Source organism: Pyruvatibacter mobilis (assembly GCF_012848855.1).
GTDB lineage: Bacteria > Pseudomonadota > Alphaproteobacteria > CGMCC-115125 > CGMCC-115125 > Pyruvatibacter > Pyruvatibacter mobilis.
The window spans coordinates 844,987-870,079 of the sequence record NZ_CP051630.1 but is presented as its reverse complement, the minus strand read 5'-3'; the positions used below and the strand labels follow the sequence as shown (position 1 = coordinate 870,079).

The window sequence follows — 25,093 nt, the reverse complement described above, 5'->3', positions numbered from 1 at the left end:
AACTCCGCGTTGGCCTAGCGCATCTGCCGCAGGGCAGCCGCAAGGCCCGTTTCCGCCAGCGGGTCGTCTTCGTCACCCGCATCCCGTGTCGTCTCGTCGGCACGCGGGCCATCCTCGCCGCGCAGATCCGAGGCTGCCTTGCGCGCGCCCGCATTCGATGCGGAGCCGAGCCGCTCGGCAATGTGATCACCAGCTTCCACCATCACCGCCAGCTCATCCGCCAGCGCGCGGGCTTTCTTCAGGTCGCGGTCCATGTCCCGGGTCAGCCCGTCACAGCTCACCCGCAAGTCCGTCACCGCGCCCTGCGCCCGTGTGGTTGCCTTGTCCAGCGCCACGATGATCTTGCGCAGCTCCCCTTCCCCGTCGCGCAGCGCCTTCAGGCGCCGGTCGAGAACGAAGCAATAGGCGATGGTGGCCACAAGCAGCACACCCACCACCAGTTCAACCATCATGCTGATCGAAAAAGCGCTCATCAGTCCCTGTCCCCGCGCAGGCCCATCGCTTCCACCCGGCTGGCGGTCTGCTTCAGGGGCTTGTCCACAAGCACGCCCATGTAATTACCCACCCGGCCCATGCGCCCGGTGGTGATCGGCACCCCGCCGGAGCGCAGCTGCACCGTGCTGTTGCCGGTACAGTTGAGCATCAGCGTCTGGCCGACCTCGAATTTCATCACGTCGCGCAGCGACATCACCTGCTCGTCCAGCAGCGCGTCCAGCTCCACTTCCGTGGACCACAATTCGGTCGCCAGATGGCCTTCCCAGATCGAGTCACGGCCGAACTTCTCACCCATGAACATCTGCAGCAGCAGCTCACGAATGGGTTCGAGCGTCGCATAAGGCAGCATCAGCTCGATGCGCCCGCCGCGGTCTTCCATGTCGATGCGCAGCTTCACCAGGATCGCCGCATTGGCGGGACGCGCGATCGCCGCAAAGCGCGGATTTGTTTCCAGCCTGTCCAGCTCGAAATTCACCGGCGACAGCGGTTCAAATGCCGCGCAGGCGTCCTGCAGCACCACTTCCACCATGCGTTGTACGAGATTGAGCTCGATGGTCGTGTACGGACGGCCCTCGATGCGCATCGCAGCCGTGCCGCGGCGGCCGCCCAGCAGCACGTCCACGATTGAATAGATCAGGTTGGAATCGACCGTGAACAGGCCGAAATTGTCCCATTCCCGCGCCCGGAACACCGCCAGGATGGCCGGCAGCGGAATGGAATTCAGATAATCGCCGAAACGGATCGACGTGATGTTGTCGAGGCTCACTTCCACATTGTCGGAAGTGAAGTTGCGCAAGCTTGTGGTCATCAGGCGCACCAGCCTGTCGAACACGATTTCCAGCATCGGCAGGCGCTCATAGGACACAAGCGCCGAGTTGATGATCGCGCGGATGCCGGTCTTGTCCCCGCCCGCGTCATCATCCATCTCGAAGCCGAGCAGGCTGTCGATTTCATCCTGGTTGAGAACACGTTCCGCCGCGCCGGACATGCCCGGCATGGCTTCCTCTTCCTCGTCTTCCGAAAGGCTGGCCTCCCAGTCAGCAGCCATGGCGTCGGCATCGCCGTCATCACCATCGCCACCTTCAGCGCCACCATCAGCGCCATCGTCGCCGCCGTCACCGGCAGCCTCAGCCTCCCAGGCTGCAGCCATTTCGTCCTGGTCGAGATCGTCGTCTTCGGGAGCCATGAATTCTTGCCTGTCCGTATGCGGGGTCCGTCGGGAAGCGGAAAGCCGCTACTGGATGATCATTTCGGTAAACAGGACGTCGGCCACCTCATAGGGGCGCACATCCATGTTGATGCGGCGCAGGATCTCTTCCTTGAGCCGGAAGAGCCCCGCCGAGCCGTCAAGGTCTGAGGGCCGCAGCTCGCGCAGATAGACCTGGAAATTGTCCATGATGCGCGGCATCAGCGGCTCGATCTTCGGCAGCGCCGTTGCGTCATGCAGCTCCAGCGTCACGCGGAATTTCACGAAGGAAGCCCGCTCCTCCTTGGAGCGCAGATTGATGATGAGTTCCGGCAGCTCGTAGAACACCACCTTGGACGGATCGACGACCTTCTTGCCGTCCGCGCCCATTTCGGCCTGTTCCTCTTCCTCACCGCCGCCGAACACCCCCATCATGAAGGCACCACCGACGCCGCCCACCACCAGAAGCAGCGGCAGCACGATGAACAGCACAAGCGTCTTGCCGGAGAGCTTCTTCTTGCCGCCCTCTTCTTCACCGTCGCCGTCGATGTCTTCGATGTCTTCTGCGGCCGTTTCGTCACTCATCGTGAGAACCCTGCATATGTGTCACCCGCTTCGTCACTGAAGCCCGGTGATGCGAACCATCCCCAATGCAGACCGGCCGTCCTTGGCACCCTGCGCTTGAATTGTCCGCCACATACGCATTCTGCCTGTGGCCAGTCTGGTGAGCCTTCAGGGCGGCCGGCCATCAGCGCGCGGATGCCGCGCGAACCAAGCCCCCCAAGGATCATGCGGGCGAGTGTGCGTCCGACGCGGTTAACGAAGCGTTTTACAAACCCGCAGGTCAGGCAAAAAACCGGCAAAAAATGCCGGGTGCCGGGCAAAACGCGACCTCTTGCCTAGCCGCCGCCGTGGCCCACACCCGTGTTTTCCGCAGTGTTCAGCCGTTTTTCACTTGGCACGCCCGATGCACTTCAGGGGGCGTGGCAGCGGTCCCGACGCCGCCACACGACCAAAATGACTTTCCGTCCACAGAGCTTTTTCCCGATCGCCCTGTGGAAAACATGACCAGCCTGAGGTCCGTTATGGAACAAGCAGTTTCGATTGCCCTGTCGCGTCAGATGACGTTGCGCCGCGCGATGGATATCGTGGCCAACAACATCGCCAACGCCAACACCACCGCCTACAAGGCGGAATCCCCGGTGTTCAACGAATTCCTGATGCCGGAAGCCGAGGCGGAAGACCGCGGCTACGGCAAGGCGGCGGCCCTGTCCTTCGTGCTGGATACCGGCACGCACCGCGATCTCGCCGAAGGCAACATCACCCATACGGGCAACCCCTTCGATGTGGCGATCACCGGCGACGGCTTCTTCTCCGTCGAGACCGCCAACGGCGTGCGCTACACCCGTGCCGGTCACTTCACCGTCGACAACACCAACCAGCTGGTCACGCCCATGGGCGACCCGGTGCTGTCCAATGCCGGTGCACCCATCACCATCAATCCGGATGACGGCGCCGTCGAGATCGCCCGCGACGGCACCATCTCCGCTGGCGGCAACACCATCGGCCGTCTCGGCGTGGTGAATGTCGAGAACCCCGGCGCCATGAAGAAGACCGGCGACAACTACCTGGAAACCGAGCAGGACGCCGTGCCCGTGGAAAACGCCACGGTCATGCAGGGCTTCATCGAGAGCTCCAACGTCAAGCCGGTGGTGGAGATGACCCGCATGATCGAGGTCATGCGCGCCTACACCTCCACCCAGAAGACGATCAACGACATGGGCGACCTTCAGCAGTCCGCCATCCGCCAGCTCGGGCGCGAACCCAACTAGCAACCGCGCCACCCAATTCCCATGACGGGGTTTCCCGGCCCCTGAAAGAGGAGACGACGAAATGAAGTCACTCAGCATCGCAGCCACCGGCATGTTGGCCCAGCAGCTCAATGTCGAGGTCATCTCGAACAACATCGCCAACATGAACACCACGGCCTACAAGCGTCAGCGGGCCGAGTTCCAGGATCTGATCTATCAGAACATCCGCCGCGTCGGCTCCACCTCGTCCGATGCCGGCACCATCGTGCCCACCGGCGTTCAGATCGGCGTCGGCGTCAAGGCGGGCTCCGTCTACCGCATTTCCAGCCAGGGCAACCTGACGCCCACGGACAATACCTATGACCTGGCGATCCAGGGCGAAGGCTATTTCCGCGTCACCCTGCCCACCGGCGAAGATGCCTATACCCGCGCCGGTGCCTTCCAGCTCGATGCGACGGGCCAGATCGTCACCACCGACGGCTACCCGCTCTCCCCGGCCATCACCGTGCCGCAGGATGTGCGCGATGTGAGCATCAACACCCAGGGCCAGATCGAGGCCTTCCTCGATGGGCAGACCGACCCCACCGTGCTGGGCCAGCTTGAGATCGTGCGCTTCTTCAACAAGGCCGGCCTCGAAGCCCGCGGCAGCAGCCTTTATCTCGAAACGCCCGCCTCCGGCGCCCCCGTGGCCGCCACCCCCGGCTCCGTCGGCTACGGCACCCTGCTGCAGGGCTATCTCGAGACCTCCAACGTGGATTCGGTTGGCGAGATCACCAATCTCATCAGCGCCCAGCGCGCCTATGAGATGAACGCCAAGGTCATCACCTCGACGGATGAAATGCTCTCCGTCGCCTCCAACCTCCGCTAACGGGCCCGTATCATGACCTCCTTCAAGTCCCTGATCGCAGCCCTCGTCATCGCCGCCGCCACCCTGGCACCGGCGCTTGCCGCCGCCGCGGAAGAAGCCGTGCTGCGCACCCGCGCCGTTGTTACCGGCGACACGGTGACCCTGGGCGACCTGTTCCTCAATGCGGGCGACACGGCAGACAGGCCCGTCTCCCGCGCCCCTGCCCCCGGCGAACGTGCCGCCATCGCAGCCGGCCACGTCGTCAATGCCGCCCGCGCCGCCGGTCTCCTGTGGCCGAACCACGAGCGCTACACCCATCTCATCGTCCAGCGCGACGGCTTGGAAGTGCCCGCCGACATGCAGCGCGATGCTGTGGCCGACGCCATCATGCGCAGCCAGGCAACCGCCGCCCCGGCAGATGTCCGCTACGCCGTCAGCTTCGACAAGACGCCCCGCGCCCTGCATGTCGCCCGCGGCACCACGCCGGAAGCCGTTGTCGCAGGCCTCGAATATGATGCCCGCACCGGCCTGTTTACTGCCCGCGTCACCACCCCGGCCCGCAAGGCCCGCACCCTGACCCTCACCGGCCGCGCCCGGCAGATCCGCGAAGTGCCCATGCCGGTCACCGCCATCGGCCGCGGCGAGACCATCACCGAAGGCATGGTGTCCATGGTAGAAATGGATGCCGCCCGCATCGCCCCGGGCACAGCCCTCACGGTGGACGAAATCATCGGCATGAGCTCGCGCACCGCCCTGCGCGCCGGACAGCCCGTCCGCGTCGCTGACCTGCGCCTGCCCGTCGCCGTCTCCAAGGACAGTCGCGTCTCCATCACCTTCGAGATGCCGGGCATGATCCTCACCGCCACCGGCCGCGCCCTCGAGGACGGCCCCATGGGCGGCCTCATCCGGGTGCTGAACACCCGCTCCCGCCGCACCATTCATGCCCGTATCGTGGCACCGGACCGCGTGGTCGTGGAAAGCGACTTGCCCATGCAGCTCGCCCACACCCTCAACTGATCCCGATTCACCCGATCATCCGCCCCAATCGTCACCGGCCAGCCCGAAAGCCGGTTCCAGCCTGAAGGAACATCCCATGACGATCCAAGCTTCCCGCACGCTCCGCCTGGCAGCCCTCGGCGCCCTCGCCCTGTCGCTCGCCGCCTGCAGCGCTGCCGACCGCCTCAAGAATGTGGGCAAGGCCCCGGACCTGACGCCGATTGAAAACCCCGCCATGCGCAACGAGGTGCAGACCGTCTCCCTGCCCATGCCGCAGCCGGAAACAGTCAGCTACAAGCCAAATTCCCTGTGGCGTTCAGGCGCCCGCGGCTTCTTCAAGGATCAGCGTGCCGCCACCGTCGGCGACATCCTCACGGTGCAGATCGAGATCACCGACAAGGCCGAGATCGACAACACCACCGAGCGCACCCGCTCCAATTCCGAAGACGCCGGCCTCGACAACCTGTTCGGCTACGCCCAGAACCTGGATCGTCTGCTGCCGGACGAAGTCAGCAACACCGATCTCGTTGGCCTCGACTCCACGAGCCGCAGCCGTGGCGCCGGCACCGTGGACCGCGAGGAAAAGGTCAACCTCACCGTGGCCGCCATCGTCACCCAGATCCTGCCCAACGGAAACCTCGTCATCCAGGGCAAGCAGGAAGTGCGTGTGAACTTCGAAGTGCGCGAGCTTCTCGTCGCCGGTGTCATCCGTCCGGAAGACATCTCCAACCAGAACACCATCAAGCACACCCAGATCGCCGAAGCCCGCATCTCCTATGGCGGCCGCGGCCAGATCACCGACGTCCAGCAGCCGCGCTACGGCCAGCAGGTCTTCGACATCCTGATGCCGTTCTAGGCACCAGGCCCTTCACACCAGTCTGCCGATCAGGTGCTGCCGTCTCAGGCACACCAACCCGGCTGAGGGAGCGGGCGTTCAGGCCGCCCGCTCCATCCCGCACCGCCATCGGGACCCGTGCCGCACGGCATGGGAGGAGGTGCAAACAAAACGGCGCGCGAGCTCGGGAACTCGCGCGCCGTTCTTGTTGTTGCGGCAGTGGTGAGGCAGCGCCCCGCCCTATTCGTCCCGATAGACCTTTTCACGCCGCTCGTGGCGCTCCTGGGCTTCGATCGACAGGGTGGCAATCGGACGGGCTTCCAGGCGCTTCAGGCCGATCGGCTCCCCCGTCTCCTCGCAATAGCCATAGGTGCCATCCTCGATCCGCTTCAGCGCCGCGTTGATCTTGTTGATCAGCTTGCGCTGCCGGTCACGCGCCCGCAGTTCCAGCGACCGCTCCGTCTCGGACGACGCCCGGTCGGTGAGGTCCGGATGGTGGCTCGTGTCTTCCTGCAGGTTGTTGATGGTCTCCCGGGTCTCGCGAAGGATGTCTTCCTTCCACTCCAGAAGCTTGCGGCGGAAATACTCCCGCTGCCGGTCATTCATGAAAGGCTCGTCGTCTGACGGCCGGTAATCTTCAGTCAACTCAGCGGTCACCAGTGTTCTCCCTTCACAGGTGCCGGATGTCCGCCTCATACCCCCAAAGCATCCCCAAACGCTTTCAGCAGTCACGGGCATCCGGTGTGGCGCGCATATATATAGAGAGCGCCGCCCGCGCACAACACGCCGCAAACGGCTTACCCCATGAATTATTTGTATAATTTCGCGTGGACATCCCGGCCGCGCACCCTATGGAGGCACGCGAAGCGCAAGGCTTTTTGCTGAGAATTCAGCCGCTTCAGCCCGTCAGGATGCGCTCATATTTCGCCAGCTCCACGCGCGCGCGCAGCTCGATTTCGTCCAGCACCTGCGACAGACGCGGGTCCTGGAACTCCGTCTGCGAATCACGGCGCTGGTCCACCAGCTTCAGAAGCTGCTGCAGCTTCTGCTTGGGAATGTCCCCGGCCAGCAGAGATAGTTTGAGATCGTCGAGAATATCGAGCATGGATTCGGCCCGCGCCACGGCCTTGCTGCGGCCGTCGGTGGCGGTGCCCACTTCCTGCAGGGCGATCAGCGCGTCGACCGGGGCCACACCGCCAACGGCATGGCTGCCGCGCGGGGCATCCGTTTCCGCCGCGCTGTCGATGCTGAAACGCTCGCCGCTGCCCGGGCGGGCCTTGCCGGCCCCGCCCGTCTTAGCTGGTCCCTGCGCACGTCCGGCGCCACCAACCTTCATTGCTCGGCTCCTGCCAATCAGGCGCGCCCTGCGACGCACCGCCAATTCCTCATTCCGCACGCTGCGCCAAACTGCTTAACGCCTGCTTAACGCTATTCACCACATTGGGCAGAAATTGCCGCCCTCCCGGCAGCAAACTCCCCCTTGAGGCAGCCGGACCGCCACCGCCCAGCGGATTTATCCTTTGTTTTCAGCACATTGGAAAAACCGCCGGAATGGCACGGCTTTCGCTAGGTACCGCCCAGACAGACCCATCTCCGGCGCCCGCCTGATCCCGACAGGGCCGCCGACAGAACGGACACCAGACCCGAATGCTGTTCGCAGACCTGAAAATCTTCCGCCCTGCCCTGCTGGCCGTCCCCGCCGCTTTGGTCGCTGCCTCTCTGGCTGCGGTCTTCCTGCTGGCCGGCCCGGCGCAGGCCTCTTCCCGCATCAAGGATCTGGCCTCGGTCGAAGGCATCCGCGAAAACCACCTTGTGGGCTACGGCCTCGTGGTCGGCCTCGACGGCACCGGCGACAGCCTGCGCAACGCGCCGTTCACCCGCCAGAGCCTGCAGGCCATGCTGGAGCGTCTGGGCGTCAACACCCGTGACGCCAATCTCAACACCGATAATGTGGCCGCCGTCATGGTGACCGGCAACCTGCCTGCCTTCGGCGCGCAGGGCAGCCGCATGGACATCAGCGTCGCCACCCTCGGCGATGCCACGTCGCTTCTCGGCGGCACGCTTCTCGTCACCCCGCTAATGGGTGCCGACGGCGAAGTCTATGCCGTGGCCCAGGGCCCGGTGGCTGTTGCCGGCTTCAGCGCCGAGGGCGATGGCGCCAGCGTCAAGCGCGGTGTCGCCACCTCCGGCCGCATCCCCAACGGGGCCATCATCGAGCGCGAGATCGCCTTTGCGCTGGATGACCTCAGCACCGTCCGCCTGTCGCTGCACAACCCGGATCTCACCACCGCCCAGCGCATGGCCAATGTCATCAACACCTTCATCGGCGGCGACACCGCCACCGCAACCGACCCGTCCACCGTGGCGCTCAGCATTCCCCGCAACGGCAAGAACGCCGTCGTCAGCATGCTGACCGAGATCGAGCAGCTGCGCGTCTCCCCGGACAGCCCCGCCAAGGTGGTCATCGACGAAGCGTCCGGCGTCATCGTCATGGGCAAGGATGTGCGCGTCTCCACCGTCGCCATCGCCCAGGGCAACCTGACGATCCGCGTCACCGAGACACCGCAGGTCAGCCAGCCCAACCCGTTCGCCGAACAGGGCCAGACCGCCATCGTGCCGCGCACCAATATCGACGTTGACGATGATGCCGAAAACCGCCTCGGCCTGCTGCGCGAAGGCGTGACGCTGGAAAGCCTGGTCGATGGCCTCAACGCCCTCGGCGTCGGCCCGCGCGACATGATCTCCATCCTGCAGACCATCCGCGCCGCCGGTGCCCTGCAGGCCGAGCTGGAGGTGCTGTAATGGATTTCGCCCTCTCAGCCCCCGTCGCCACCGGCAGCATCGCGGGCCTCCCCGGCCAGATGCTCTCCACGCCGAAGGCACCCGGCAATCTCACCTCTGCCCAGCAGCAGGAAATGCAGCGCGTCGCCCGCGAGTTCGAAGCGGTCTTCATCGGTCAGATGACCCAGACCATGTTCTCCGGCCTCAAATCCGAAGCTCCCTTCGGCGGCGGCCACGCAGAAGATATGTGGCGCTCGCAGCTTGCGTCCGAAATGGGCAACACCATCGCCGCCTCCGGCGGCATCGGCATCGCCGACAATGTCTATCGCTCCATGCTCGCGCAGCAGGAAATGGCCACCCGCGCCGCCACCGAGGCAGCCCCGGCGCCCCACCCTGCCGCCACCCAGCCTGCCGCAACACTGATTGAGGAGTAGTCCCATGCCCAGCCTGCACCCCCGCCCGGAACAGAAGCAGTGGCAGCCGCCCGTTACCTTCCTGGATGACATGGCCGCCCTCGCCACGGCGCTGGACCGGATCATCACCCGGGAAAACGCCCTGGCGCTTGAAAACCGCCTGATGGATATCGGCGCACTGGCCCCCGAAAAGACCAAGATCGCCGTGGACTATGACCGCCACGCCCGCGCCCTCAAGGCTGATCCCGCCAAGCTGCACGCAGCCTCGGATGAAACCCGCGGCCGCCTCCGCGCCGCCGTCCAGAGCCTGGAAGGCAAGCTGGAGGAAAACCGCATGCTGCTGGGTGCCGCCAAGGATGTGTCCGAGGGCATCGTCAAGGCCGCCGCCCGCGCCGCCAGCGAGGCCCGCGCACCGACCATCGGCTACGCGCCGAAGTCCACCGCCAAGGCCCGCCCCGTGGCAGCCACCGCCACTATCGCGCTGGACAAGCGCGTCTGACGACAGACCGTTCAGAGCCTATCGGCCGCGCGGAGAACCGCGCGGCCTTTATGCTTAAGGCACCCTTGCAGCGGCCGCTGAAATCCCGCCCCAAATGTTAGCCGGACCTTAACGGGCTCACCGGTAAATTTTGCCTACTTCTGCACGTGCAGAAGGGCGGATGACTGGGAACTCCGCTCAACCCCGGGGGGCGCGACCCAAGAAATGGGTGCCGCCATGGACGCAATCTCAGGCCAGAAGCCTGTCAACATCGCCGTCTCCTCACCAGGTGCCACTGTCCCGGCCGCTTCAGGCCCAACCGGACAGGGGGCCGTTCCGCCTGTTCAGAAGACAGAAGCCGCCGTCAACACGCCCCGCCGCCCGGCAGGTGCGTCGGCCCTGCCGCAACAGCGCAACTCCGACCGCGAGGCGCTGGACCGCGCCATTGCCGAGCTCGAGAGCAAGCTGCCGGTCAATGTCAGCTTCGACATTACCTACGACAAGAGCATCAAGCGCGAAGTCGTACGCGGCACCAGCACGCTCACCGGCGAAACCGTGATCGAATTCCCCACCGAGGAAATGCAGAAGCTGATCCGCGGCCTGCGGGAAGAACTCGGCCTCGCTGTCGACGAGAACGCCTGATCCGGCCCCGGCGGACCATCCGGCAAACCGTGCGGCAAACCGTGCGACGGTCCGCTGACTCGCCAGGTGTTAAGACGCCGGTAACCACGATCTGCCACTTCTGACGCATGGGACTTTCCCCCGCGATCCGTCAGAGGGTGCTTCATGGCCGGCTCACCACTGCAGCTCAACGCGCAGACCATCACCGAAGACTTCAACCGCGCCGTTGAACAGCATCAGAAAGGCAAGCTCGACCGGGCGCGCCGCGGCTACAAGCGCGTCCTCAAGGCAGCGCCCAATCACGCCGACGCCCTGCACCTGCTCGGTGTCATCGACCTCCAGCGCGGCAATTACGAGCAGGCCGAAAAGCTCATGCGCCAGGCGCTCGAGCAAAACGCGGCCATGGCCCCCGCCCATTACAATCTGGCCCGCTGCCTCAACGAGATGGAGCAGCATGAAGAAGCGCTCCTCGCTGTCCGCCAGGCCATTGAACTCATCCCCCAGGACGTGGATTGCTGGGTGCTGTGCGCCAACCTGCTCATCAAGCTCGACAAGAAGGCCGAAGCCGTCACCGCCCTCCGGCAGGTGCTGACCTTCAAGCCGGACGTCACCTCCGTGCGCCGCTCGCTCGCCGGGCTGCTGCTCGATCTCGACCGCGGCGAGGAAGCCGAAGAAGAAATCGCGCGCCTTACCGAAAGCGCCTCCCGCCCCCACGAAGCCCTGCGCGACCTCGCCATCCTCCGTGTCCAGAATGAGGACCGCGAAGACGCGATCATCCTGGTGCGCCGCGCCCTCGAGATCGAACCCAAGGACCGCCAGTGCCGCACCCTGCTTGCCGGCCTGCTGATCGACAGCGACCGCAATCTGGACGCGGTTCCCATTCTTGATGAGCTGCTGGAAGAGTATCCGGACGACGTTGAGACCAAGCTGAAGCTCGGCATCGCGCTGGCCAATATGCTGCGCTTCAAGGATGCCCTGCCCGTCCTCCAGTTCGTGCACGAAAAAGCGCCGGAAAACTCCAACGCCCTGCTCAAGCTGGCCTTCGTCTATCAGCGCCTCGAAATGTTCGACGAGGCGATCGCCCATTACGAGAAGCTGAAGGTGCAGGAGCCGCGCGAGGCCCGCTCATGGTCCAATCTGTGCGCGGTCTATACCGAGCTTGAAGAGTATGACAAGGCGGTCACCGAGGGCATGGACGCCCTCAGGATCAACCCGGATGTCGAGCAGACCTATCTGAATCTCGCCGTCGTGTTCCAGCGCGCCGGCCACTGGGATCAGGCCAAGGAGCTCTACCGCAGGGCGCTCAACGTCAATCCCGAATATCACAGCGTCGGCTCCAACCTGTCGCACCTGCTGCTCGCCCAGGGCGAGATCGAGGACGGCTGGGATCTCTACGGCCACGGCTTCAATGCCCAGATGCGCCGCCCCCAGCGCTTCATCGACGCCACCCTTTGGCAGAACGAGGACATCTCCGGCGACCAGATCATGGTCTGGAAGGAACAGGGCATCGGCGACGACATGCGCTTTGCCTCCTGTTACCCGGATCTCATTGCCCGCGCCGGCCACGTCATCATCGAAACGGACCCGCGCCTGGTCACGCTCTACCAGCGCTCCTTCCCCGAGGCGACGGTGCGGCCGGAACAGACGCCGAAGGAAGACATGGTCTTTGTCGGCCCGCGCGAGTTCCGCTACCACACGCCCGCCGGCCAGCTGCCGGTCCATCTGCGCCGCTCCCTGGACAAATTTCCCCAGCATGAGGGCTATCTGAAGCCGGACTCCGAGCGCGTGGCCTATTGGCGCCAAAAGGTCGAGGCGGCCGGCGACGGCATCCGCATCGGCCTGTCATGGCGCTCCATGCACCGCAATGTCTCCCGCGACATGGTCTATACGGAGCTTGCCGACTGGGCAGAGCTGATCGCTGCGGACGGCATCACCTGCATCAGCCTGCAATATCATGAGCCCGACGAGGAAATCGCCGCGCTGGAGCGCGACACGGGCCTCAAGGTGCATCTCATGGAAGGTGTCGATCTCAAGGACGAACTGGACGAGGCGGCAGCCCTTACCAAGGCCTGTGACCTCGTCGTGTCGGCCGGCACCTCCGTCGCCGACATGTCCGGCGCCCTCGGCGTGCCCGTGCTGTTCTACGGCAACTACCTGCACGCCATGCAGCTCGGCACCGACGGCTTCCCCTGGTACCCCTCTTCGGTCTTCTTCAGCCGCCCGCCCGGCTCCACCATGCAGCCCATCGTGGAGACGATCACCCGCGAGGTGATCGGCCTGGCCCGGAAGCATCAGGCCGGCGAACTTACCTGATATCCACAGATTATTACCTGCATCACGGGGCTGCCCATTGGGCGGCCCCGTTTGCGTTTGGGTTGCAAACTGCCGGGCAAATTCTGCCGCTGACGGCAATCACTGCCGGGTGGGCCTCGGCGGAATTCACATAACTCCTTGATTTTATTGAGATTTCAAACTGGCACGCCGCATGCTCTTACAGGGCCAAGTGCTGGTCACCCGACCGTGCTGAAGGATCTCCAGGGCCAACGGGCTATTCCCCGGCTGTCCCGAAATGGCGATCCGCAGGCGGAGTTGTTTACGGGCGATTAAGCATTAACGCGCAGTATCCAGCGTAACGAACTGGGACACTACCCTCGTGGATGAGGGCGCTGGATTTGGTCCTAGGAGGGCATGAGATATGAGTGACGTCGTTCTTTCCGCAGGTATCCGTTCGAACCTGCTGAGCATTCAGAACACCGCCAAACTTCTGGATCAGACCCAGAACCGTCTGGCGACGGGCCTTAAGGTCAACGGGGCGGTGGACAATCCCACATCGTTCTTCACCGCTCAGGGTCTCAACAACCGGGCCCGTGACCTGAACACACTGCTGGACTCGATGGACCGTGCCGTCCAGACGCTGGAAGCAGCCGACGAGGGCATCAAGGGTGTGATCAAGCTGATCGAAAACGCCAAGGCCACGGCCACCCAGGCGCTGACGGCGAAGATCATTCCGAGTTCCGTTTCCAGCACCACCACCGGGCTGGTCGCCACGCAGAACGCATCCCAGATCACCGGCATCGACGCGCAGGACAGCTTCACCATCCAGGTGGGCACCGCCGCTGCCGTGACCATCAACATCGCCAACTCCACCCAGGCCCTGAGCGCAATCATCGCGTCCATCGCCGCGGTGGCCAATGTGACGGCCTACCTGACCTCGGACGGCAAGCTGAAGATCGAAGCCACCAACGGCGAAGACCTGCAGATCACCGATGTCTCCGGCTCCACGGGCAACGACCTGGCCATTGCCGGCACCTTCACCAATGGCGTCAACCGCAACTCCTTCGAGAGCGATTTCAACGCGCTGCGCACGCAGATGGACCAGTTGGTGGCCGACGCCTCTTACCAGGGCGTCAACCTGCTCCAGGCCAACAACGACCTGACGGTGTTCTTCAACGAATCCCAGACCTCGAGCCTCACCATCAATTCCAAGCTGGTGGATACCTCGACCAACGGTCTGAGCATCTCCGAGATCACCGCCAAGAGCTGGGCCACCGACGGCAATATCCGCGGTGCCATCGATGAGCTGGACGGGGCCATTGCCAATCTGCGGCAGCTTGCCTCCACCTTCGGCGGCAACCTCTCCGTGGTGCAGACCCGGGAAGACTTCACCGAAAACCTGGTCAACACGCTGGAAACCGGTGCAGCCAACCTCACCTTGGCCGACACCAATGAGGAAGGCGCCAACCTTCTGGCCCTGCAGACCCGCCAGTCCCTGGGCACCACCGCCCTGTCGCTGGCTTCCCAGGCCGACCAGAACGTGCTGCAGCTCTTCTAAAAAGAGCCTCCGGCCAAAAAAGATCGAAGCGGCTGCAATTTTTTTGCAGCCGTTTTTTCTTTGTTTTCCGCTGTTTTTTCCACATGCCCCCCGTGCCGCGCTGTAAGGGGTCGGTGTGTGTACGATTGGGGTAACGACGCTTTAAGACCTTTCGCCGAGAGTTTCGCTCGACACCTCAGAACGAGGGTCAGTGACATAGTTTTCCTAGGAAAGGAAATCAGCAAATGGCTGAAATTGCTCTCTCGAACGCTCTGCGTACGAACCTCAACTCGCTCCAGTCCACCGCCTCCCTGCTTTCGAAGACCCAGGAACGTCTGTCGACGGGCCTGAAGGTGAACGGCGCGATTGACAACCCGACCTCGTTCTTCACGGCCCAGGGCCTCAACAACCGCGCATCCGACCTCGCCACCCTCGGTGACGACATCGGTATCGCGATTGATACGCTGCAGGCTGCTGACGAAGGTATTAAGGCGATCACCACGCTCGTCGAAAACCTGAAGTCGACCGCCAACCAGGCTCTGACCACGAAGATCAAGGGCGCCAACGTGTCGTCCTCGACCCTCAATGCTTTCGCTGGTACGGCTCACGCCTCCCAGGTGACCGGCATTGACGCTGGCGACAGCTTCACCATCCAGGTGGGCACTGCCACGGCCGTGACCATCAACATCGCCACCTCCACGCAGGACCTCAGCGTCATCGTTGCGTCCATCGCCGGCGTCACCAACGTGACGGCGTCGATCACCAGCGAAGGCAAGATCAAGATCGAAACCACCAATGGTGAAGATCTGAAGATCACCGACGCCTCTGGCTCCACCGCCAACGATCTGGGCGTGTCCGGCACGAAGACCAACGGTGTGAACCGCAACTCCTTCGTGACCGACTTCAACGAACTGCGCACGCAGATCGACCAGTTGGCCGGTGACGCCTCCTTCAAGGGTGTCAACCTGCTTCAGGCAAACAACAACCTGACGGTGAACTTCAACGAAGACCAGACGTCCAGCCTGACGATTAAGTCCAAGCTGCTCGACACGTCTTCCAGCGGTCTGAACATCTCGCAGCAGACCAAGTCGAACTTCGCTTCCGACAGCTCGATCGAAGCTGCTGTTGCCGAGCTTGACGCCGCTATCGGCACGCTCCGCAGCCAGTCGTCTTCCTTCGGTAACAGCCTGTCGATCGTGGAGAACCGTCAGACGTTCACCAACAGCCTGATCAACACGCTCGAAACCGGTGCCGGCAAGCTCACCCTGGCCGACACCAACGTCGAAGGCGCCAACCTGCTGGCCCTTCAGACCCGTCAGTCCCTGGCTACCACGACCCTGTCGCTGGCATCCCAGGCCGACCAGAACGTCCTGCGTCTGTTCTAATCAGACCACAGGCGGCAAAGCCAGGAACGGCGGCGCCATCTGGTTTCAACGACAAGAGAGAGGCGGTGCAGAACGCACCGCCTCTTTTCTTTTGGCCCCTGCCCCGGCAGCCATGCCAGGCGCCACCGGGGCACCCAAAGCCCCGTGAGTGGATTTGATTTGCATTCATGGGCCGCTTTCCACGTCCCGGAAAGCCGTTTTACCGCCTATACTTATCCGCACGAATCAATGGCCTGCCAGGAAGGCAGCGGCCGATGCTCATCCGGCACCGCATCCGCACGGCCACGCATGTGATCACCCTCGCGACCATGGAGAACGCATATGGCGCTGAAGATCGAGCTCAAGCCCGGCGAACGCTTCATCCTCGGCAATGCGGTCATCACCAATGACGATCAGCGCACCCGCCTCTTCGTGGAGGGCTCAGCCCCCATCCTGCGCGAGAAGGACATCATGCGCCCGGAGGAGGCCGACAGCCCCTGCAAGCGGCTCTACCTGGCCGTCCAGCTGATGTATCTGAGCAATGATCCGTCCGAGCAGCACTCGCTCTATTTCCAGCTCACCAACGACATCATCCAGGCTGCCCCCAGCACGCTCGAATACATAGAGCGTATGAACAATCAAATCTTAACCGGCGCGTTCTACAAAGCTCTGAAGGAAGCAAAATCGCTCATCGAATATGAGCAGGAGCTTATGTCGAATGCACAATCCGGCGCAGGCGTACGGTCAGACGGCTAGGGTCGTCTCTAACCCGCGTGAACACGAAGCCAATCTGCTTATCAAGGCCGCCAAGCAGCTCCAGGCGGTGAAAGAGCCATTTGATCCGCGTAGTGACAAATTCCGCGATGCGGTGACCTATAACCGCAAGCTCTGGAGCATCTTCGCGTCCTCTGTTGTGGGTGACGACAACCCCCTTCCCGACCAGATCAAGCAGAACATCGCCAATCTCGGCATCTTCGTCATGAAGCACACGGTCTCGGTCCAGGCGAGCCCGGCACCCGAGAAGCTGGACGTGCTCATCAACATCAACCGCGAAATCGCAGCCGGCCTCTATTCCAAGCCGGCCTGAGCGGCCGCGTTGTATCCGCAAGGGGCACACCCTTCGCCCACGGACAGCACCGGACACGAAAAAGGCTCCCTCAGCGAGGGAGCCTTTCTTGTTGGGCAGGACGGCCCGTCTGGCGGATGCCGCCTGGATGCCGCCTAGATGTAGTTCGTCAGCGTCAGCCGCGAGACAAGCGAGGTCACCTGGTAGCTGGCGGTCAGCTGGTTCTGCAGCTGCAGGATCTTCGCCCCCACCTCGTTGGTGTCGGCGTTCTCCGTCTCCGCAAGCAGCACCTGCGTAGCGTTGATCGTGCGCTCGTGACGGTCCTTGGTATTGGACAGGCTGGTTTCCTTCAGTGCCAGCTGCGTGCGCAAATCGGCAATCGACGTGGTGCCGTTGAAAGCAAACTTCTTGCCTGTGCGCTGCGTGGTCTCGTCATAGGCACGCTGCGACAGTGGGTCTGCGTCCGGGAACTCCAGCGCCGCCAGCACGGCCAGCGTCTTCACCACGTCCCGCGTCGGTCCCTCATCGGCCCGCGTCGCGTAGCTGATGATCCGGCCGTCATCGATCTTCGCCGTCGCGCTGTCACGGATCGGCGTCGTCGTGTTGTCGCCCTTGTACCAAAACACCGTATCCGTGGTGGTGGCATCGCGCAGGCCGGTTGCCGTGTCGAAAGGCGGGCCGTCAACACGCTGCGGCGGCGTCGCTGAATCATACTCGAAGAACTCGGTCGCCGCCCGCTGGGCGCTCGCCCCCTTCAGCGAGGTCTGCGCCAGGATTTCCACGTCCCGCGCCAGCGCCGACTGGAAATTCGCCGCCGTCGCATTGGCATCCGCCCCCACCAGGAACTTGCCTTCATTCGGCGTGCCGGTGGTGATCGCCTTCAGCGTCAGGGTTTCCTTCGTGCCGTCAGGCAGGTTGAAGGAGATGTTGATTGTCTGCCCGTCGGTCGGCAGCGGGGCTGCGAACTGCACGGACAGGGCCTGCGGCGCCCCGGCAATACCCGCCGTCACATTGGCGAGGTCAGTGGACACCGCATCGAATTTGAGGCCGAAGGGCGGCGCGTTGTCTTCGGTCACCGTCACCGTATCACCGGCCGGCACAGGGATCTGCAGCCGCCCGCGATTGTCCGAGCCCAGGTCAGCCTGGGCGCGTTCGGAGACAATCTGCTTGAAGCCTGCCCGGCCCACGTCACCATTGATGACCGTGTCATAGACTTCCACCGGCTGCGTCTGCGTCGCGGCCCCGCCAAACAGGTGCCGCCCGCCGATATCAGTGTTGAGCACCGCCAGCACTTCCTCCAGCCGCTCCGCGGCGGTGTACTGAAGCTGCGTCTGCTTGGTGTCGATGGTTTCATAGCCTGACGTCAGCGATGCCGTGCGCATTTCCGCGGCGATGTCATCCACGCGCGACAGGCTCTGCTGCACCGTTGTCAGGCGCAGCTGCGTCTGGTCGATGGTGCGGATATAGGCATCCATCACGTTGAGTTCGGCCCGCAGGTCGAGCACCAACCCCGCATTCACCCCAAGGCCCGCATGGCTCTGGGACTTCTTGCCGGTGGCAAGCTGCGTCTGCAGATCCGTGAGCTGCGCGCGCATGGTGTTGATCTGGTTCGTCGTGGTCAGAGACTGGAGGAGCGAAGGCACCTGCATTGTTCTATTCCCTACCCGTCACCTAGCGAAGGATGGTCGAGAGGAGATCCATCATCTCCTGCACCGCCGACATCACCCGCGCATTGGCGGCATAAGCATTCTGCAGCACCAGGAGCTGCGCCATTTCCGTGTCGATCGACACGCCGGACGTGTTCTGCTGCTTTTCCTCAAGGCCGAGCTGCACAACCTTCTGGCTGTCCACCGCCCGGTTCGCCAGCACCAGCTCGTTCGCCTGGAACGAGACGATGCGGCGCGCAAACTCATCCACCCCGCCTGAGAACGGCTGGGTCGTCCCGCCAATGCCGGTCGCCGGGTCAAAGGCCCGCGCCGTGCCGGTCAGGCGCTCCAGCAGGTCCGACGGCCGGGTGGGATCGCCCGTATCCGTTGCCGGCGTCGTCGAATAGACAACCAGCGACGAGGGGTCGGCCCGCACGGCGGCATTGAGCGCGATGCGGCTGGCAAAGCCCACCTTCTGCGTCGCACCGTCCTGAGAGGCTGTGTAGGCAAGCTGCGCGTTGCGGCCGTCCACGAACAGCGGCAGCGCCGTGCCCTGGCCGGTCAGCCCGGTTGCCGTCACCGTCGCGCTGACGGCGGCAATATCGGTCGTGGCGCCTGCCCCGTCATCGACGATGCGCACCGTCGTACCGGCCGGGTTGGAGGCATCCACATTGATGCCCGCGGCCGCCAGGGCTGCGTCAAGGTTGGTGGCAAAGTCACCCGCACCCGTCCCCCACGCCACACCGATGACCTGGTCACCCGGATTCGGCGTCACCGTGTTGTCCAGCGGCAGCGAGGCCGGATCATCCACACGGATGATGGTCACCTGGCGCTGCGTGCCTGCGGGCGTTTCGGTATAGGTCAGGTTGATGCTGTCGCCGTTCTGCAGCGACGCCACATCAATGTCGAAACCCGCCGGCGGGCCCGCATGGGCCGTGGACGCCACCGTCGTTTCCGACAGCGACTTGGCGAGGTTGTGGGCAATCTCGTCGAGCTGCGCCTGCGCCTGCACCAGCCGCTCATCGCGCAGCTCGATGAGACCGGCAATCTTGCCTTCGCGGATCGTGCCGTCCCGCAAAAGGTCGATCGGCGCGGAGTTACCCACCTGCAGCGTGATGGTGCCCACGTCGCGCAGCGCCGGATCGGAATTGTACAGCGAGGACGGCCCCAGCGTCGGATGCTCGTCGAAGCTCAGTACCGTCGGCTCCGTGTCCAGCAGCAGGTTACCGCCGGTGGTGAACACGGAAATGCGGCCGCCGTCGCGCTCGATGGTGCGGATGTCCATCAGCTTGGACAGCTCCGCCACCGCCTTGTCGCGCTCATCCTGCAGGTCAGCGACTGAGCCTGCCTGGTTGGCCGAGATCTTGAGGTTGATGTCGTGGATCTTCGACAGGGCCGCATTGGCCTCCGCCACGGCGTCCGACAGGCGGCGCTCTGCTTCGCGGCGCATCTGCTGGATCTCATCCGACAGGCGGTTGAGCTCGATGGCTGCCTCATCGGCCGCCGCCAGCGCCGCTTCACGCGTCACCGTGGATTCCGGCGTCGTCGCCAGATCCTGGATCGACGTGCCGAGACGGTTGATATAGGAGGCGATGGAGGTCTCACCGTCCGGCGTGCCGAACAGCTGATCGACCCGCGTCAGGAATTCCTGCCGCACATCCAGCTTGGCGCTGACACCGCTGGAGCGGTTGAGCTGCCCCAGCAGGTAATTGTCCACTTCGCGCACCGCGGCCCGAACCGACACACCAATGCCCTCGCCCGCCACCAGCGCGTTCGACTGGCTCGACACCTTGCGCGTGTAGCCTTCCGTCGTCGCATTGGCGATGTTGCGCGACGTGAGGTCCACAGAGGCCTGGTTGGCCTTGAGACCCGATACGGCGGCATGGAGCGCTGTGGTGAGAGACATGGTAACTGCTGTGTTCTTGGTGCGATGAACTGTGCGGGTGAAACCGAGTGAAGCGCCGTCCGGCGGGCTGTTAGGTCAGCCCGCCGCCGGCAAGCGGATTACCGCTTCATGTTGAGCGTTTCCTGGACCAGCTCGTCCGAGGTCGTCACGATGCGGGTCGTCGCGGAATAGGCCTGCTGGGTGACGATCAGCTTCGAGAACTCGTCCGCAATATCCACGTTGGAAGTCTCGCGCGCTTCCGCCACGATCTGGCCGGACGCGCCCTGGATGGCCTCGCCCGAATCCTGCGTCGCAGCCCACGCACCGCCATCAAGCTTGCGCAGCTTGTTGTCGGCGTTGAACTTCACCAGCGTCACTTCCGCCAGGTCCAGCTGCTTGCCGTTGGTATAGGTCCCCACCACGCGGCCATTGTCCGACACGGCAATGGAGGCCAGCGCGCCGGAAGCAAAGCCGTCCTGCTCAATATCCTTCACCGAGACGGAGCCGTTGGAATCCGCGAACTGCGAAATCTGGTTGGAGCCGTGATTGACGGTGATGTTGCCCAGGTTGATGCCATCCACCGTCAGGTTGGTGACGGTCGTGGAGGTGATGGGCGGCGTGGCCACACCGGAGGAGTTGAAGGTGTAGTTCTGGCCCACATTGTTCCACTTGGCAGCCGCGCCCGTGGCCGTGGTGCTGGTACGGTAGAACAGGTTCCAGGTCTCCGAGCCGGCACCCTGCCCGGCGCCGTTGGCCGTGTTGTTCACCTTCGACCAGCGGAGTTCCACGTTCACCGGATTGCCGATCGAGTCGTACATGGTGATGGCACCGCCGGCGAGCGAGCGGTCGAGGAACAACTGCTCGTCCTGCGCCTGCACGAAGCCGTCACCACCGAATGTCGTCGGATCATTGGTGAAGGTCGCGTCCAGCATCAGTTCCGAGTTGGCCACCGCGGCATCCGCAGTAACGGTCTTCGGGAAGGACGGCAGGTTGGCCGTGTAATCCAGCGTCGTCGTCTGCTTGGCGGAAATGAAATCGTTGGTGATCTGGATGCGGTCCGGCACGTCACCCAGCTTGTTGCCGGTCACCGGGTTGATGGCCAGGCCCTGGAGGTAATAGCCCGATCCGTTCACCAGGTAGCCGAAGCGGTCGACCTCGAAGTCACCGCGGCGGGTGTAGTAGTCGATCTCGTTGAACACCGGCCGGTTGTCCAGCGTCGCCACGCGCTCGGACACCATGAAATAGCCGTCGCCATTGATCGCCATGTGCGTTGGCACCTGGGCGGCTTCCAGCGCACCCTGCACCGTATTGGTGAAGCGGGCCTCCGCCAGCACCGTGCCCGGGGCATGGTTGCGCGACGTGGAGAACGTCACCAGGTCCTTGAAATTCGTTTCCGTCCGCTTGAAGCCGATGGTCTGCGAGTTGGCGATATTGTCAGAGATATGGCCCAGCGCCTTCGAATTGGCCTTGAGGCCGGTCACGGCGGTGGTCATGGCACCGAAGATGGTCATCGGGATCCTCCAGAGGACTGACACGGGATACCCGCTCAGGCGCGGGCACAAATGAACTCGCCTCCCTATGAGCAAGCCCCGGGCCAGAGGCTTTCCCGTGCATTTTCAATGCCTTAGAAGATCGCGCGCAGCCTGGTTGCGAGCACTTATTGCCGCTCCCGGCAGCTTTTGCCGGGCAGATTGGGGCAGGCCGGCGCGCGTCATGCCGCTTGCCCAACCGCGCCCGTGCCCCTAGGTTTGCGCCCGTTCAAAAATCTTACCGACGAAACCAAACTGATCTGGCAGGACTTGTTGATGCGCTTTGAAGGCACGAAAGACTATGTGGCAACCGAAGACCTTCGCGTTGCCGTGAACGCAGCCATTACCCTGGAGCGTCCGCTGCTCGTGAAGGGCGAACCCGGCACCGGCAAGACCGTGCTCGCCGAGCAGGTGGCAACCGCCCTGGGCGTTCCGATGATCACCTGGAACATCAAGTCCACCACCAAGGCGCATCAGGGCCTTTACGAGTACGACGCCATCACCCGCCTGCGCGACAGCCAGCTGGGCGACGAGCGCGTCAAGGACGTGAAGAACTACATCAACAAGGGCAAGCTCTGGGAAGCGTTTGAGGCCAATGAGAAGGTCGTGCTGCTGATCGACGAGATCGACAAGGCCGACATCGAGTTCCCGAACGACCTCCTGCAGGAACTCGACCGCATGGAGTTCTACGTTTACGAGACCGATGAGGTGATCAAGGCCAAGGAGCGCCCGATCGTCATCATCACCTCGAACAACGAAAAGGAACTGCCGGACGCCTTCCTGCGCCGCTGCTTCTTCCACTACATCAAGTTCCCGGATGCCGACACCATGACGGAAATCGTCAAGGTGCACTTCGACAATCTGAAGGAACGCCTGGTGAAGGAAGCGCTGGACGTCTTCTACGAGATGCGCGACGTGCCGGGCCTCAAGAAGAAGCCGTCCACGTCCGAATTGCTGGACTGGCTGAAGCTGTTGATGAACGAGGACATCTCGCCGGAAACCTTGCGCGAGCGCGACGCCTCCAAGCTGATCCCGCCGCTACACGGCGCCCTGCTGAAGAACGAGCAGGACGTGCACCTGTTCGAGCGCCTCGCCTTCCTCGCCCGCCGCGAACGCAATTAGCGGCGGCTTGAGGCTGAATACCAAACGGCGGAGACAGAACCCTGTCTCCGCCGTTTTCATTTGGGGAGAGTGCCGCGCCTAGCTGCGGATCATCCGGTAGACCCAGATCAGCAGGCACGCACCGGCAATCGCCACGATCAGCTGGCCGATAATGCCGCCCAGGCCCACGCCGATGAGGCCGAGCAGGAAATTCAGCACGATGGCGCCGCCGATACCCAAGAGGATATTGGTCAGCAGCCCGTGATCCGCCTTCATGATCTGCTCGGCGATCCAGCCCGCCAGCGCGCCGATGAGGATGGAAAGAATGATACCCATACCGGTCATGTTGTGATCCCTTCAGCCTGGGTGATGTGGTGGTTCTTCACACATAAACACGCGTCTTGCCTGAACGGTTCCACCCGCCCGCGGCGCCCTTTAGACTGGCCCGCATGACCACAAGCAATGATCCGGACACCATCGCCTTCTACGATGCCGAGGCTGATACCTACGCAGCGAAAGAGCGCGAGGTTGATCTGCCGCCCTCTTTCTTGCGGCTCGTCACGGCACTGCCACCAGGCGGACACGTGCTGGACCTCGGCTCCGGCGACGGGCACTACGCCCACGCATTTGAGGCGCGCGGCTTTGAGGTGACCGCCATGGATGCCTCAGCCGGTCTGGCCGCCATCGCCAGCAGAAACCTGCGGAAGCCGGTGCGCGTCGCCCGGTTCGACGAGCTTGAGGACGTCGCAGAGTTTGACGGGGTCTGGGCGCACGCCTCGCTCCACCATGCCCCGCTGGAGGCCCTGCCGGATGCCATCGCCCGCATCCATCGCAGCCTCAGGCCCGGCGGCCTCTTCCATATGTCGGTCAAAACGGGCAAACCCGCCGGCCGCGACAGGCTTGGCCGTTTCTACAGCTACCCGTCACGCAGCGCCATCGACCACGCACTGACGCACGCTGGTACATGGGCCGAAACCGACTTCCAGACGACGCACCGCGAAGGGTATGACGGTGTGGCAACGGACTGGATCATTCTCTTTGCCCGGAAAGCCTGATGACCACCATCTACATCGACGGCGACGCCTGCCCGGTAAAATCCGAAGCCATCTCTGTGGCCGAGCGGCACACCCTGCCGGTTTTCCTCGTGTCCAATTCCGGCATGCGCACCGGCAATCATCCCCTGGTGAAGAACATCATGGTGTCTGACGGCGCGGACGCCGCTGATGACTGGATCGCGGAGGAAATCAGCGCGGGCGATATTGCGATTACCGCCGATATCCCGCTGGCCGACCGCTGCCTGAAGAAGGACGCCCACGTCATCGGCCCCGATGGCCGCGCCTTCACCCACCAGAATATCGGCTCGGCGCTGGCCGCCCGCGAGCTCAACCGGCATCTGCGTGAAACCGGCGTGATGACCGGCGGCAACGCCCAGTTCTCGAAAACCGACCGTTCGCGGTTCATGAACGCGCTCGATCAGTTGATCCGCAAGGCCGGATAGCGCATTTCCGATTTGTCTGATCCAGTCAGACGCTCCCGGCGTAGGTACCAGAGGCAGATGGGTGACCCACTGCTCCGCCTGCGCATCCGCGTCCCCCCTCGCGGGCCCGCAGGCGGCATCAAAAACAACTGACCCCCTCGGGAGTAGTTCATGCCCAAATCCCCCCGCACCTCCATCGCCCTCGTCATGGCAGCCACCGCCGGCTTCATCGCCGCCCCGGCGCTCGCCATGCACCACGGCGCGGACGAGGCCAAGAAGACCGAAGCCTCCGCTGACGCCATGATGAAGGCCGACATCGTCGATACCGCTGTCGCTGCTGACGACTTCAACACCCTCGTCACCGCCGTTCAGGCCGCCGGCCTCGTCGAAACCCTGAAGGGTGATGGCCCGTTCACGGTCTTCGCGCCGACGGATGCCGCCTTCGCGGCCCTGCCGGAGGGCGCGCTGGACAGCCTGCTCGCCAACAAAGACCAGCTGGCTGCCGTGCTCACCTATCACGTGGTCCCCGGCAAGGTGATGGCCGCCGACATTGCGGGTAAGTCTCTCAATGTCGCCACCGTTCAGGGCAGCGAAGTCGCCATCGACGCGACGGGCGATGCCCCCACCATCAACGGTGCCACCATCGTCACCACCGATGTGGAAGCCTCCAACGGCGTCATTCACATTATCGACGCTGTGATCCTGCCGCCGGCGGAAGAAGCGGCCGAATAAGCGGCCACACACGCGTAAA

Annotated in this window: 26 protein-coding genes; 17 read left to right on the top strand and 9 right to left on the bottom strand. The window is 63.6% G+C overall.

The genetic code is table 11. From position 1 onward, the window contains the following. Nucleotides 1–14: 14 nt before the first annotated feature. From HG718_RS04020 to HG718_RS04010, 3 genes are read right to left on the bottom strand one after another with little or no spacing between them, the layout of a single operon-like run. Nucleotides 15–473 carry a DUF6468 domain-containing protein gene (locus tag HG718_RS04020; protein WP_027839881.1) on the bottom strand — a complete coding sequence of 153 codons (459 nt, stop codon included), beginning with the start codon at nucleotides 471–473 and terminating at the stop codon, nucleotides 15–17. After that, nucleotides 473–1,681, bottom strand: coding sequence for a flagellar motor switch protein FliM (gene fliM, locus HG718_RS04015; protein WP_160588545.1), 1,209 nt, complete (start codon nucleotides 1,679–1,681; stop codon nucleotides 473–475). The genes HG718_RS04020 and fliM overlap by 1 nt, the downstream gene beginning before the upstream one ends. Before the next feature lie 48 nt (nucleotides 1,682–1,729). Continuing rightward, a complete protein-coding gene (locus tag HG718_RS04010) occupies nucleotides 1,730–2,266 on the bottom strand; it encodes a flagellar basal body-associated FliL family protein (protein WP_027839883.1) in 537 nt (178 codons plus the stop codon). Nucleotides 2,267–2,766: 500 nt separating this feature from the next. Here HG718_RS04010 and flgF point away from each other — a divergent pair, with 500 nt between their 5' ends. The 4 genes from flgF to flgH all read left to right on the top strand — a co-directional run bounded on the left by flgF (nucleotide 2,767) and on the right by flgH (nucleotide 6,191). Next, a complete protein-coding gene (gene flgF, locus HG718_RS04005) occupies nucleotides 2,767–3,513 on the top strand; it encodes a flagellar basal-body rod protein FlgF (protein WP_027839884.1) in 747 nt (248 codons plus the stop codon). A gap of 61 nt (nucleotides 3,514–3,574) precedes the next feature. Continuing rightward, nucleotides 3,575–4,360: a flagellar basal-body rod protein FlgG gene (gene flgG, locus HG718_RS04000; RefSeq protein WP_160588546.1), complete on the top strand. Its 786-nt coding sequence runs from the start codon at nucleotides 3,575–3,577 to the stop codon at nucleotides 4,358–4,360. Nucleotides 4,361–4,372: 12 nt separating this feature from the next. After that, nucleotides 4,373–5,356 (top strand): flagellar basal body P-ring formation chaperone FlgA, encoded by a 984-nt coding sequence (gene flgA / locus HG718_RS03995; RefSeq protein ID WP_160588547.1) that lies wholly within the window; start codon nucleotides 4,373–4,375, stop codon nucleotides 5,354–5,356. Nucleotides 5,357–5,432: 76 nt separating this feature from the next. Further along, nucleotides 5,433–6,191 carry a flagellar basal body L-ring protein FlgH gene (flgH, locus tag HG718_RS03990; RefSeq protein ID WP_160588548.1) on the top strand — a complete coding sequence of 253 codons (759 nt, stop codon included), beginning with the start codon at nucleotides 5,433–5,435 and terminating at the stop codon, nucleotides 6,189–6,191. 219 nt (nucleotides 6,192–6,410) lie between these two features. On the opposite strand, the gene dksA is transcribed toward flgH, so the two are convergent. Further along, nucleotides 6,411–6,866, bottom strand: a complete 456-nt coding sequence (dksA, locus tag HG718_RS03985; RefSeq protein WP_192928136.1) for an RNA polymerase-binding protein DksA — start codon at nucleotides 6,864–6,866, stop codon at nucleotides 6,411–6,413. 202 nt (nucleotides 6,867–7,068) lie between these two features. Further along, nucleotides 7,069–7,506: a flagellar assembly protein FliX gene (locus HG718_RS03980; protein ID WP_160588549.1), complete on the bottom strand. Its 438-nt coding sequence runs from the start codon at nucleotides 7,504–7,506 to the stop codon at nucleotides 7,069–7,071. 311 nt (nucleotides 7,507–7,817) lie between these two features. On the opposite strand from HG718_RS03980, the gene HG718_RS03975 reads away from it, so the two are divergent. The 9 genes from HG718_RS03975 to flaF all read left to right on the top strand — a co-directional run bounded on the left by HG718_RS03975 (nucleotide 7,818) and on the right by flaF (nucleotide 16,725). Continuing rightward, nucleotides 7,818–8,972: a flagellar basal body P-ring protein FlgI gene (locus HG718_RS03975; RefSeq protein ID WP_160588550.1), complete on the top strand. Its 1,155-nt coding sequence runs from the start codon at nucleotides 7,818–7,820 to the stop codon at nucleotides 8,970–8,972. Then, on the top strand, nucleotides 8,972–9,385 hold the full coding sequence (locus HG718_RS03970; protein WP_205345704.1) for a rod-binding protein: 414 nt from the start codon (nucleotides 8,972–8,974) through the stop codon (nucleotides 9,383–9,385). Before HG718_RS03975 ends, HG718_RS03970 begins: the two co-directional genes overlap by 1 nt. A 4-nt stretch (nucleotides 9,386–9,389) precedes the next feature. Next, the gene (locus HG718_RS03965; RefSeq protein ID WP_160588551.1) at nucleotides 9,390–9,863 is read left to right on the top strand and encodes a hypothetical protein; all 474 of its coding nucleotides are present in this window, start codon (nucleotides 9,390–9,392) and stop codon (nucleotides 9,861–9,863) included. 216 nt (nucleotides 9,864–10,079) lie between these two features. Further along, on the top strand, nucleotides 10,080–10,484 hold the full coding sequence (locus HG718_RS03960) for a flagellar protein FlaG (protein WP_160588552.1): 405 nt from the start codon (nucleotides 10,080–10,082) through the stop codon (nucleotides 10,482–10,484). A 144-nt stretch (nucleotides 10,485–10,628) separates the two neighbouring features. Next, entirely contained in the window at nucleotides 10,629–12,776 is a 2,148-nt protein-coding gene (locus HG718_RS03955; RefSeq protein WP_160588553.1) for a tetratricopeptide repeat protein, read from the top strand. A gap of 382 nt (nucleotides 12,777–13,158) precedes the next feature. Then, entirely contained in the window at nucleotides 13,159–14,295 is a 1,137-nt protein-coding gene (locus HG718_RS03950) for a flagellin N-terminal helical domain-containing protein (RefSeq protein WP_027839895.1), read from the top strand. A 224-nt stretch (nucleotides 14,296–14,519) separates the two neighbouring features. Beyond that, nucleotides 14,520–15,659, top strand: coding sequence for a flagellin N-terminal helical domain-containing protein (locus tag HG718_RS03945; RefSeq protein WP_027839897.1), 1,140 nt, complete (start codon nucleotides 14,520–14,522; stop codon nucleotides 15,657–15,659). A gap of 321 nt (nucleotides 15,660–15,980) precedes the next feature. Then, entirely contained in the window at nucleotides 15,981–16,394 is a 414-nt protein-coding gene (gene flbT, locus HG718_RS03940) for a flagellar biosynthesis repressor FlbT (RefSeq protein WP_027839898.1), read from the top strand. Continuing rightward, nucleotides 16,357–16,725 carry a flagellar biosynthesis regulator FlaF gene (gene flaF / locus HG718_RS03935; protein WP_027839899.1) on the top strand — a complete coding sequence of 123 codons (369 nt, stop codon included), beginning with the start codon at nucleotides 16,357–16,359 and terminating at the stop codon, nucleotides 16,723–16,725. The genes flbT and flaF overlap by 38 nt, the downstream gene beginning before the upstream one ends. Nucleotides 16,726–16,859: 134 nt before the next feature. On the opposite strand, the gene HG718_RS03930 is transcribed toward flaF, so the two are convergent. From HG718_RS03930 to HG718_RS03920, 3 genes are all read right to left on the bottom strand, one after another. Further along, complete coding sequence (locus HG718_RS03930; RefSeq protein ID WP_160588554.1) at nucleotides 16,860–18,353, bottom strand: flagellin N-terminal helical domain-containing protein; 1,494 nt, start codon at nucleotides 18,351–18,353, stop codon at nucleotides 16,860–16,862. Between the two features lie 22 nt (nucleotides 18,354–18,375). Beyond that, nucleotides 18,376–20,256, bottom strand: a complete 1,881-nt coding sequence (flgK, locus tag HG718_RS03925; RefSeq protein WP_027839901.1) for a flagellar hook-associated protein FlgK — start codon at nucleotides 20,254–20,256, stop codon at nucleotides 18,376–18,378. A gap of 98 nt (nucleotides 20,257–20,354) precedes the next feature. Then, nucleotides 20,355–21,746 (bottom strand): flagellar hook protein FlgE, encoded by a 1,392-nt coding sequence (locus tag HG718_RS03920; protein WP_160588555.1) that lies wholly within the window; start codon nucleotides 21,744–21,746, stop codon nucleotides 20,355–20,357. Between the two features lie 294 nt (nucleotides 21,747–22,040). Between HG718_RS03920 and HG718_RS03915 the strand changes: the two genes are divergently transcribed. Continuing rightward, nucleotides 22,041–22,886 (top strand): AAA family ATPase, encoded by an 846-nt coding sequence (locus HG718_RS03915; protein ID WP_027839903.1) that lies wholly within the window; start codon nucleotides 22,041–22,043, stop codon nucleotides 22,884–22,886. 78 nt (nucleotides 22,887–22,964) lie between these two features. Here HG718_RS03915 and HG718_RS03910 read toward each other — a convergent pair whose 3' ends face one another. Beyond that, on the bottom strand, nucleotides 22,965–23,210 hold the full coding sequence (locus HG718_RS03910) for a GlsB/YeaQ/YmgE family stress response membrane protein (RefSeq protein WP_160588556.1): 246 nt from the start codon (nucleotides 23,208–23,210) through the stop codon (nucleotides 22,965–22,967). Between the two features lie 104 nt (nucleotides 23,211–23,314). Between HG718_RS03910 and HG718_RS03905 the strand changes: the two genes are divergently transcribed. From HG718_RS03905 to HG718_RS03895, 3 genes are all read left to right on the top strand, one after another. Further along, complete coding sequence (locus HG718_RS03905; RefSeq protein WP_160588557.1) at nucleotides 23,315–23,920, top strand: class I SAM-dependent DNA methyltransferase; 606 nt, start codon at nucleotides 23,315–23,317, stop codon at nucleotides 23,918–23,920. Next, a complete protein-coding gene (locus HG718_RS03900; RefSeq protein WP_160588558.1) occupies nucleotides 23,920–24,363 on the top strand; it encodes a YaiI/YqxD family protein in 444 nt (147 codons plus the stop codon). The genes HG718_RS03905 and HG718_RS03900 overlap by 1 nt, the downstream gene beginning before the upstream one ends. 150 nt (nucleotides 24,364–24,513) lie before the next feature. Further along, complete coding sequence (locus HG718_RS03895; protein ID WP_027839907.1) at nucleotides 24,514–25,074, top strand: fasciclin domain-containing protein; 561 nt, start codon at nucleotides 24,514–24,516, stop codon at nucleotides 25,072–25,074. Nucleotides 25,075–25,093 lie beyond the last annotated feature (19 nt).

Excerpts from the sequence above, each read along its gene's own strand:
- HG718_RS04020 (WP_027839881.1), bottom strand. The coding sequence starts at position 473 with ATGAGCGCTTTTTCGATCAGCATGATGGTTGAACTGGTGGTGGGTGTG.
- fliM (WP_160588545.1), bottom strand. The coding sequence starts at position 1,681 with ATGGCTCCCGAAGACGACGATCTCGACCAGGACGAAATGGCTGCAGCC.
- HG718_RS04010 (WP_027839883.1), bottom strand. The coding sequence starts at position 2,266 with ATGAGTGACGAAACGGCCGCAGAAGACATCGAAGACATCGACGGCGAC.
- flgF (WP_027839884.1), top strand. The coding sequence starts at position 2,767 with ATGGAACAAGCAGTTTCGATTGCCCTGTCGCGTCAGATGACGTTGCGC.
- flgG (WP_160588546.1), top strand. The coding sequence starts at position 3,575 with ATGAAGTCACTCAGCATCGCAGCCACCGGCATGTTGGCCCAGCAGCTC.
- flgA (WP_160588547.1), top strand. The coding sequence starts at position 4,373 with ATGACCTCCTTCAAGTCCCTGATCGCAGCCCTCGTCATCGCCGCCGCC.
- flgH (WP_160588548.1), top strand. The coding sequence starts at position 5,433 with ATGACGATCCAAGCTTCCCGCACGCTCCGCCTGGCAGCCCTCGGCGCC.
- dksA (WP_192928136.1), bottom strand. The coding sequence starts at position 6,866 with ATGAGGCGGACATCCGGCACCTGTGAAGGGAGAACACTGGTGACCGCT.
- HG718_RS03980 (WP_160588549.1), bottom strand. The coding sequence starts at position 7,506 with ATGAAGGTTGGTGGCGCCGGACGTGCGCAGGGACCAGCTAAGACGGGC.
- HG718_RS03975 (WP_160588550.1), top strand. The coding sequence starts at position 7,818 with ATGCTGTTCGCAGACCTGAAAATCTTCCGCCCTGCCCTGCTGGCCGTC.
- HG718_RS03970 (WP_205345704.1), top strand. The coding sequence starts at position 8,972 with ATGGATTTCGCCCTCTCAGCCCCCGTCGCCACCGGCAGCATCGCGGGC.
- HG718_RS03965 (WP_160588551.1), top strand. The coding sequence starts at position 9,390 with ATGCCCAGCCTGCACCCCCGCCCGGAACAGAAGCAGTGGCAGCCGCCC.
- HG718_RS03960 (WP_160588552.1), top strand. The coding sequence starts at position 10,080 with ATGGACGCAATCTCAGGCCAGAAGCCTGTCAACATCGCCGTCTCCTCA.
- HG718_RS03955 (WP_160588553.1), top strand. The coding sequence starts at position 10,629 with ATGGCCGGCTCACCACTGCAGCTCAACGCGCAGACCATCACCGAAGAC.
- HG718_RS03950 (WP_027839895.1), top strand. The coding sequence starts at position 13,159 with ATGAGTGACGTCGTTCTTTCCGCAGGTATCCGTTCGAACCTGCTGAGC.
- HG718_RS03945 (WP_027839897.1), top strand. The coding sequence starts at position 14,520 with ATGGCTGAAATTGCTCTCTCGAACGCTCTGCGTACGAACCTCAACTCG.
- flbT (WP_027839898.1), top strand. The coding sequence starts at position 15,981 with ATGGCGCTGAAGATCGAGCTCAAGCCCGGCGAACGCTTCATCCTCGGC.
- flaF (WP_027839899.1), top strand. The coding sequence starts at position 16,357 with ATGCACAATCCGGCGCAGGCGTACGGTCAGACGGCTAGGGTCGTCTCT.
- HG718_RS03930 (WP_160588554.1), bottom strand. The coding sequence starts at position 18,353 with ATGCAGGTGCCTTCGCTCCTCCAGTCTCTGACCACGACGAACCAGATC.
- flgK (WP_027839901.1), bottom strand. The coding sequence starts at position 20,256 with ATGTCTCTCACCACAGCGCTCCATGCCGCCGTATCGGGTCTCAAGGCC.
- HG718_RS03920 (WP_160588555.1), bottom strand. The coding sequence starts at position 21,746 with ATGACCATCTTCGGTGCCATGACCACCGCCGTGACCGGCCTCAAGGCC.
- HG718_RS03915 (WP_027839903.1), top strand. The coding sequence starts at position 22,041 with ATGCGCTTTGAAGGCACGAAAGACTATGTGGCAACCGAAGACCTTCGC.
- HG718_RS03910 (WP_160588556.1), bottom strand. The coding sequence starts at position 23,210 with ATGACCGGTATGGGTATCATTCTTTCCATCCTCATCGGCGCGCTGGCG.
- HG718_RS03905 (WP_160588557.1), top strand. The coding sequence starts at position 23,315 with ATGACCACAAGCAATGATCCGGACACCATCGCCTTCTACGATGCCGAG.
- HG718_RS03900 (WP_160588558.1), top strand. The coding sequence starts at position 23,920 with ATGACCACCATCTACATCGACGGCGACGCCTGCCCGGTAAAATCCGAA.
- HG718_RS03895 (WP_027839907.1), top strand. The coding sequence starts at position 24,514 with ATGCCCAAATCCCCCCGCACCTCCATCGCCCTCGTCATGGCAGCCACC.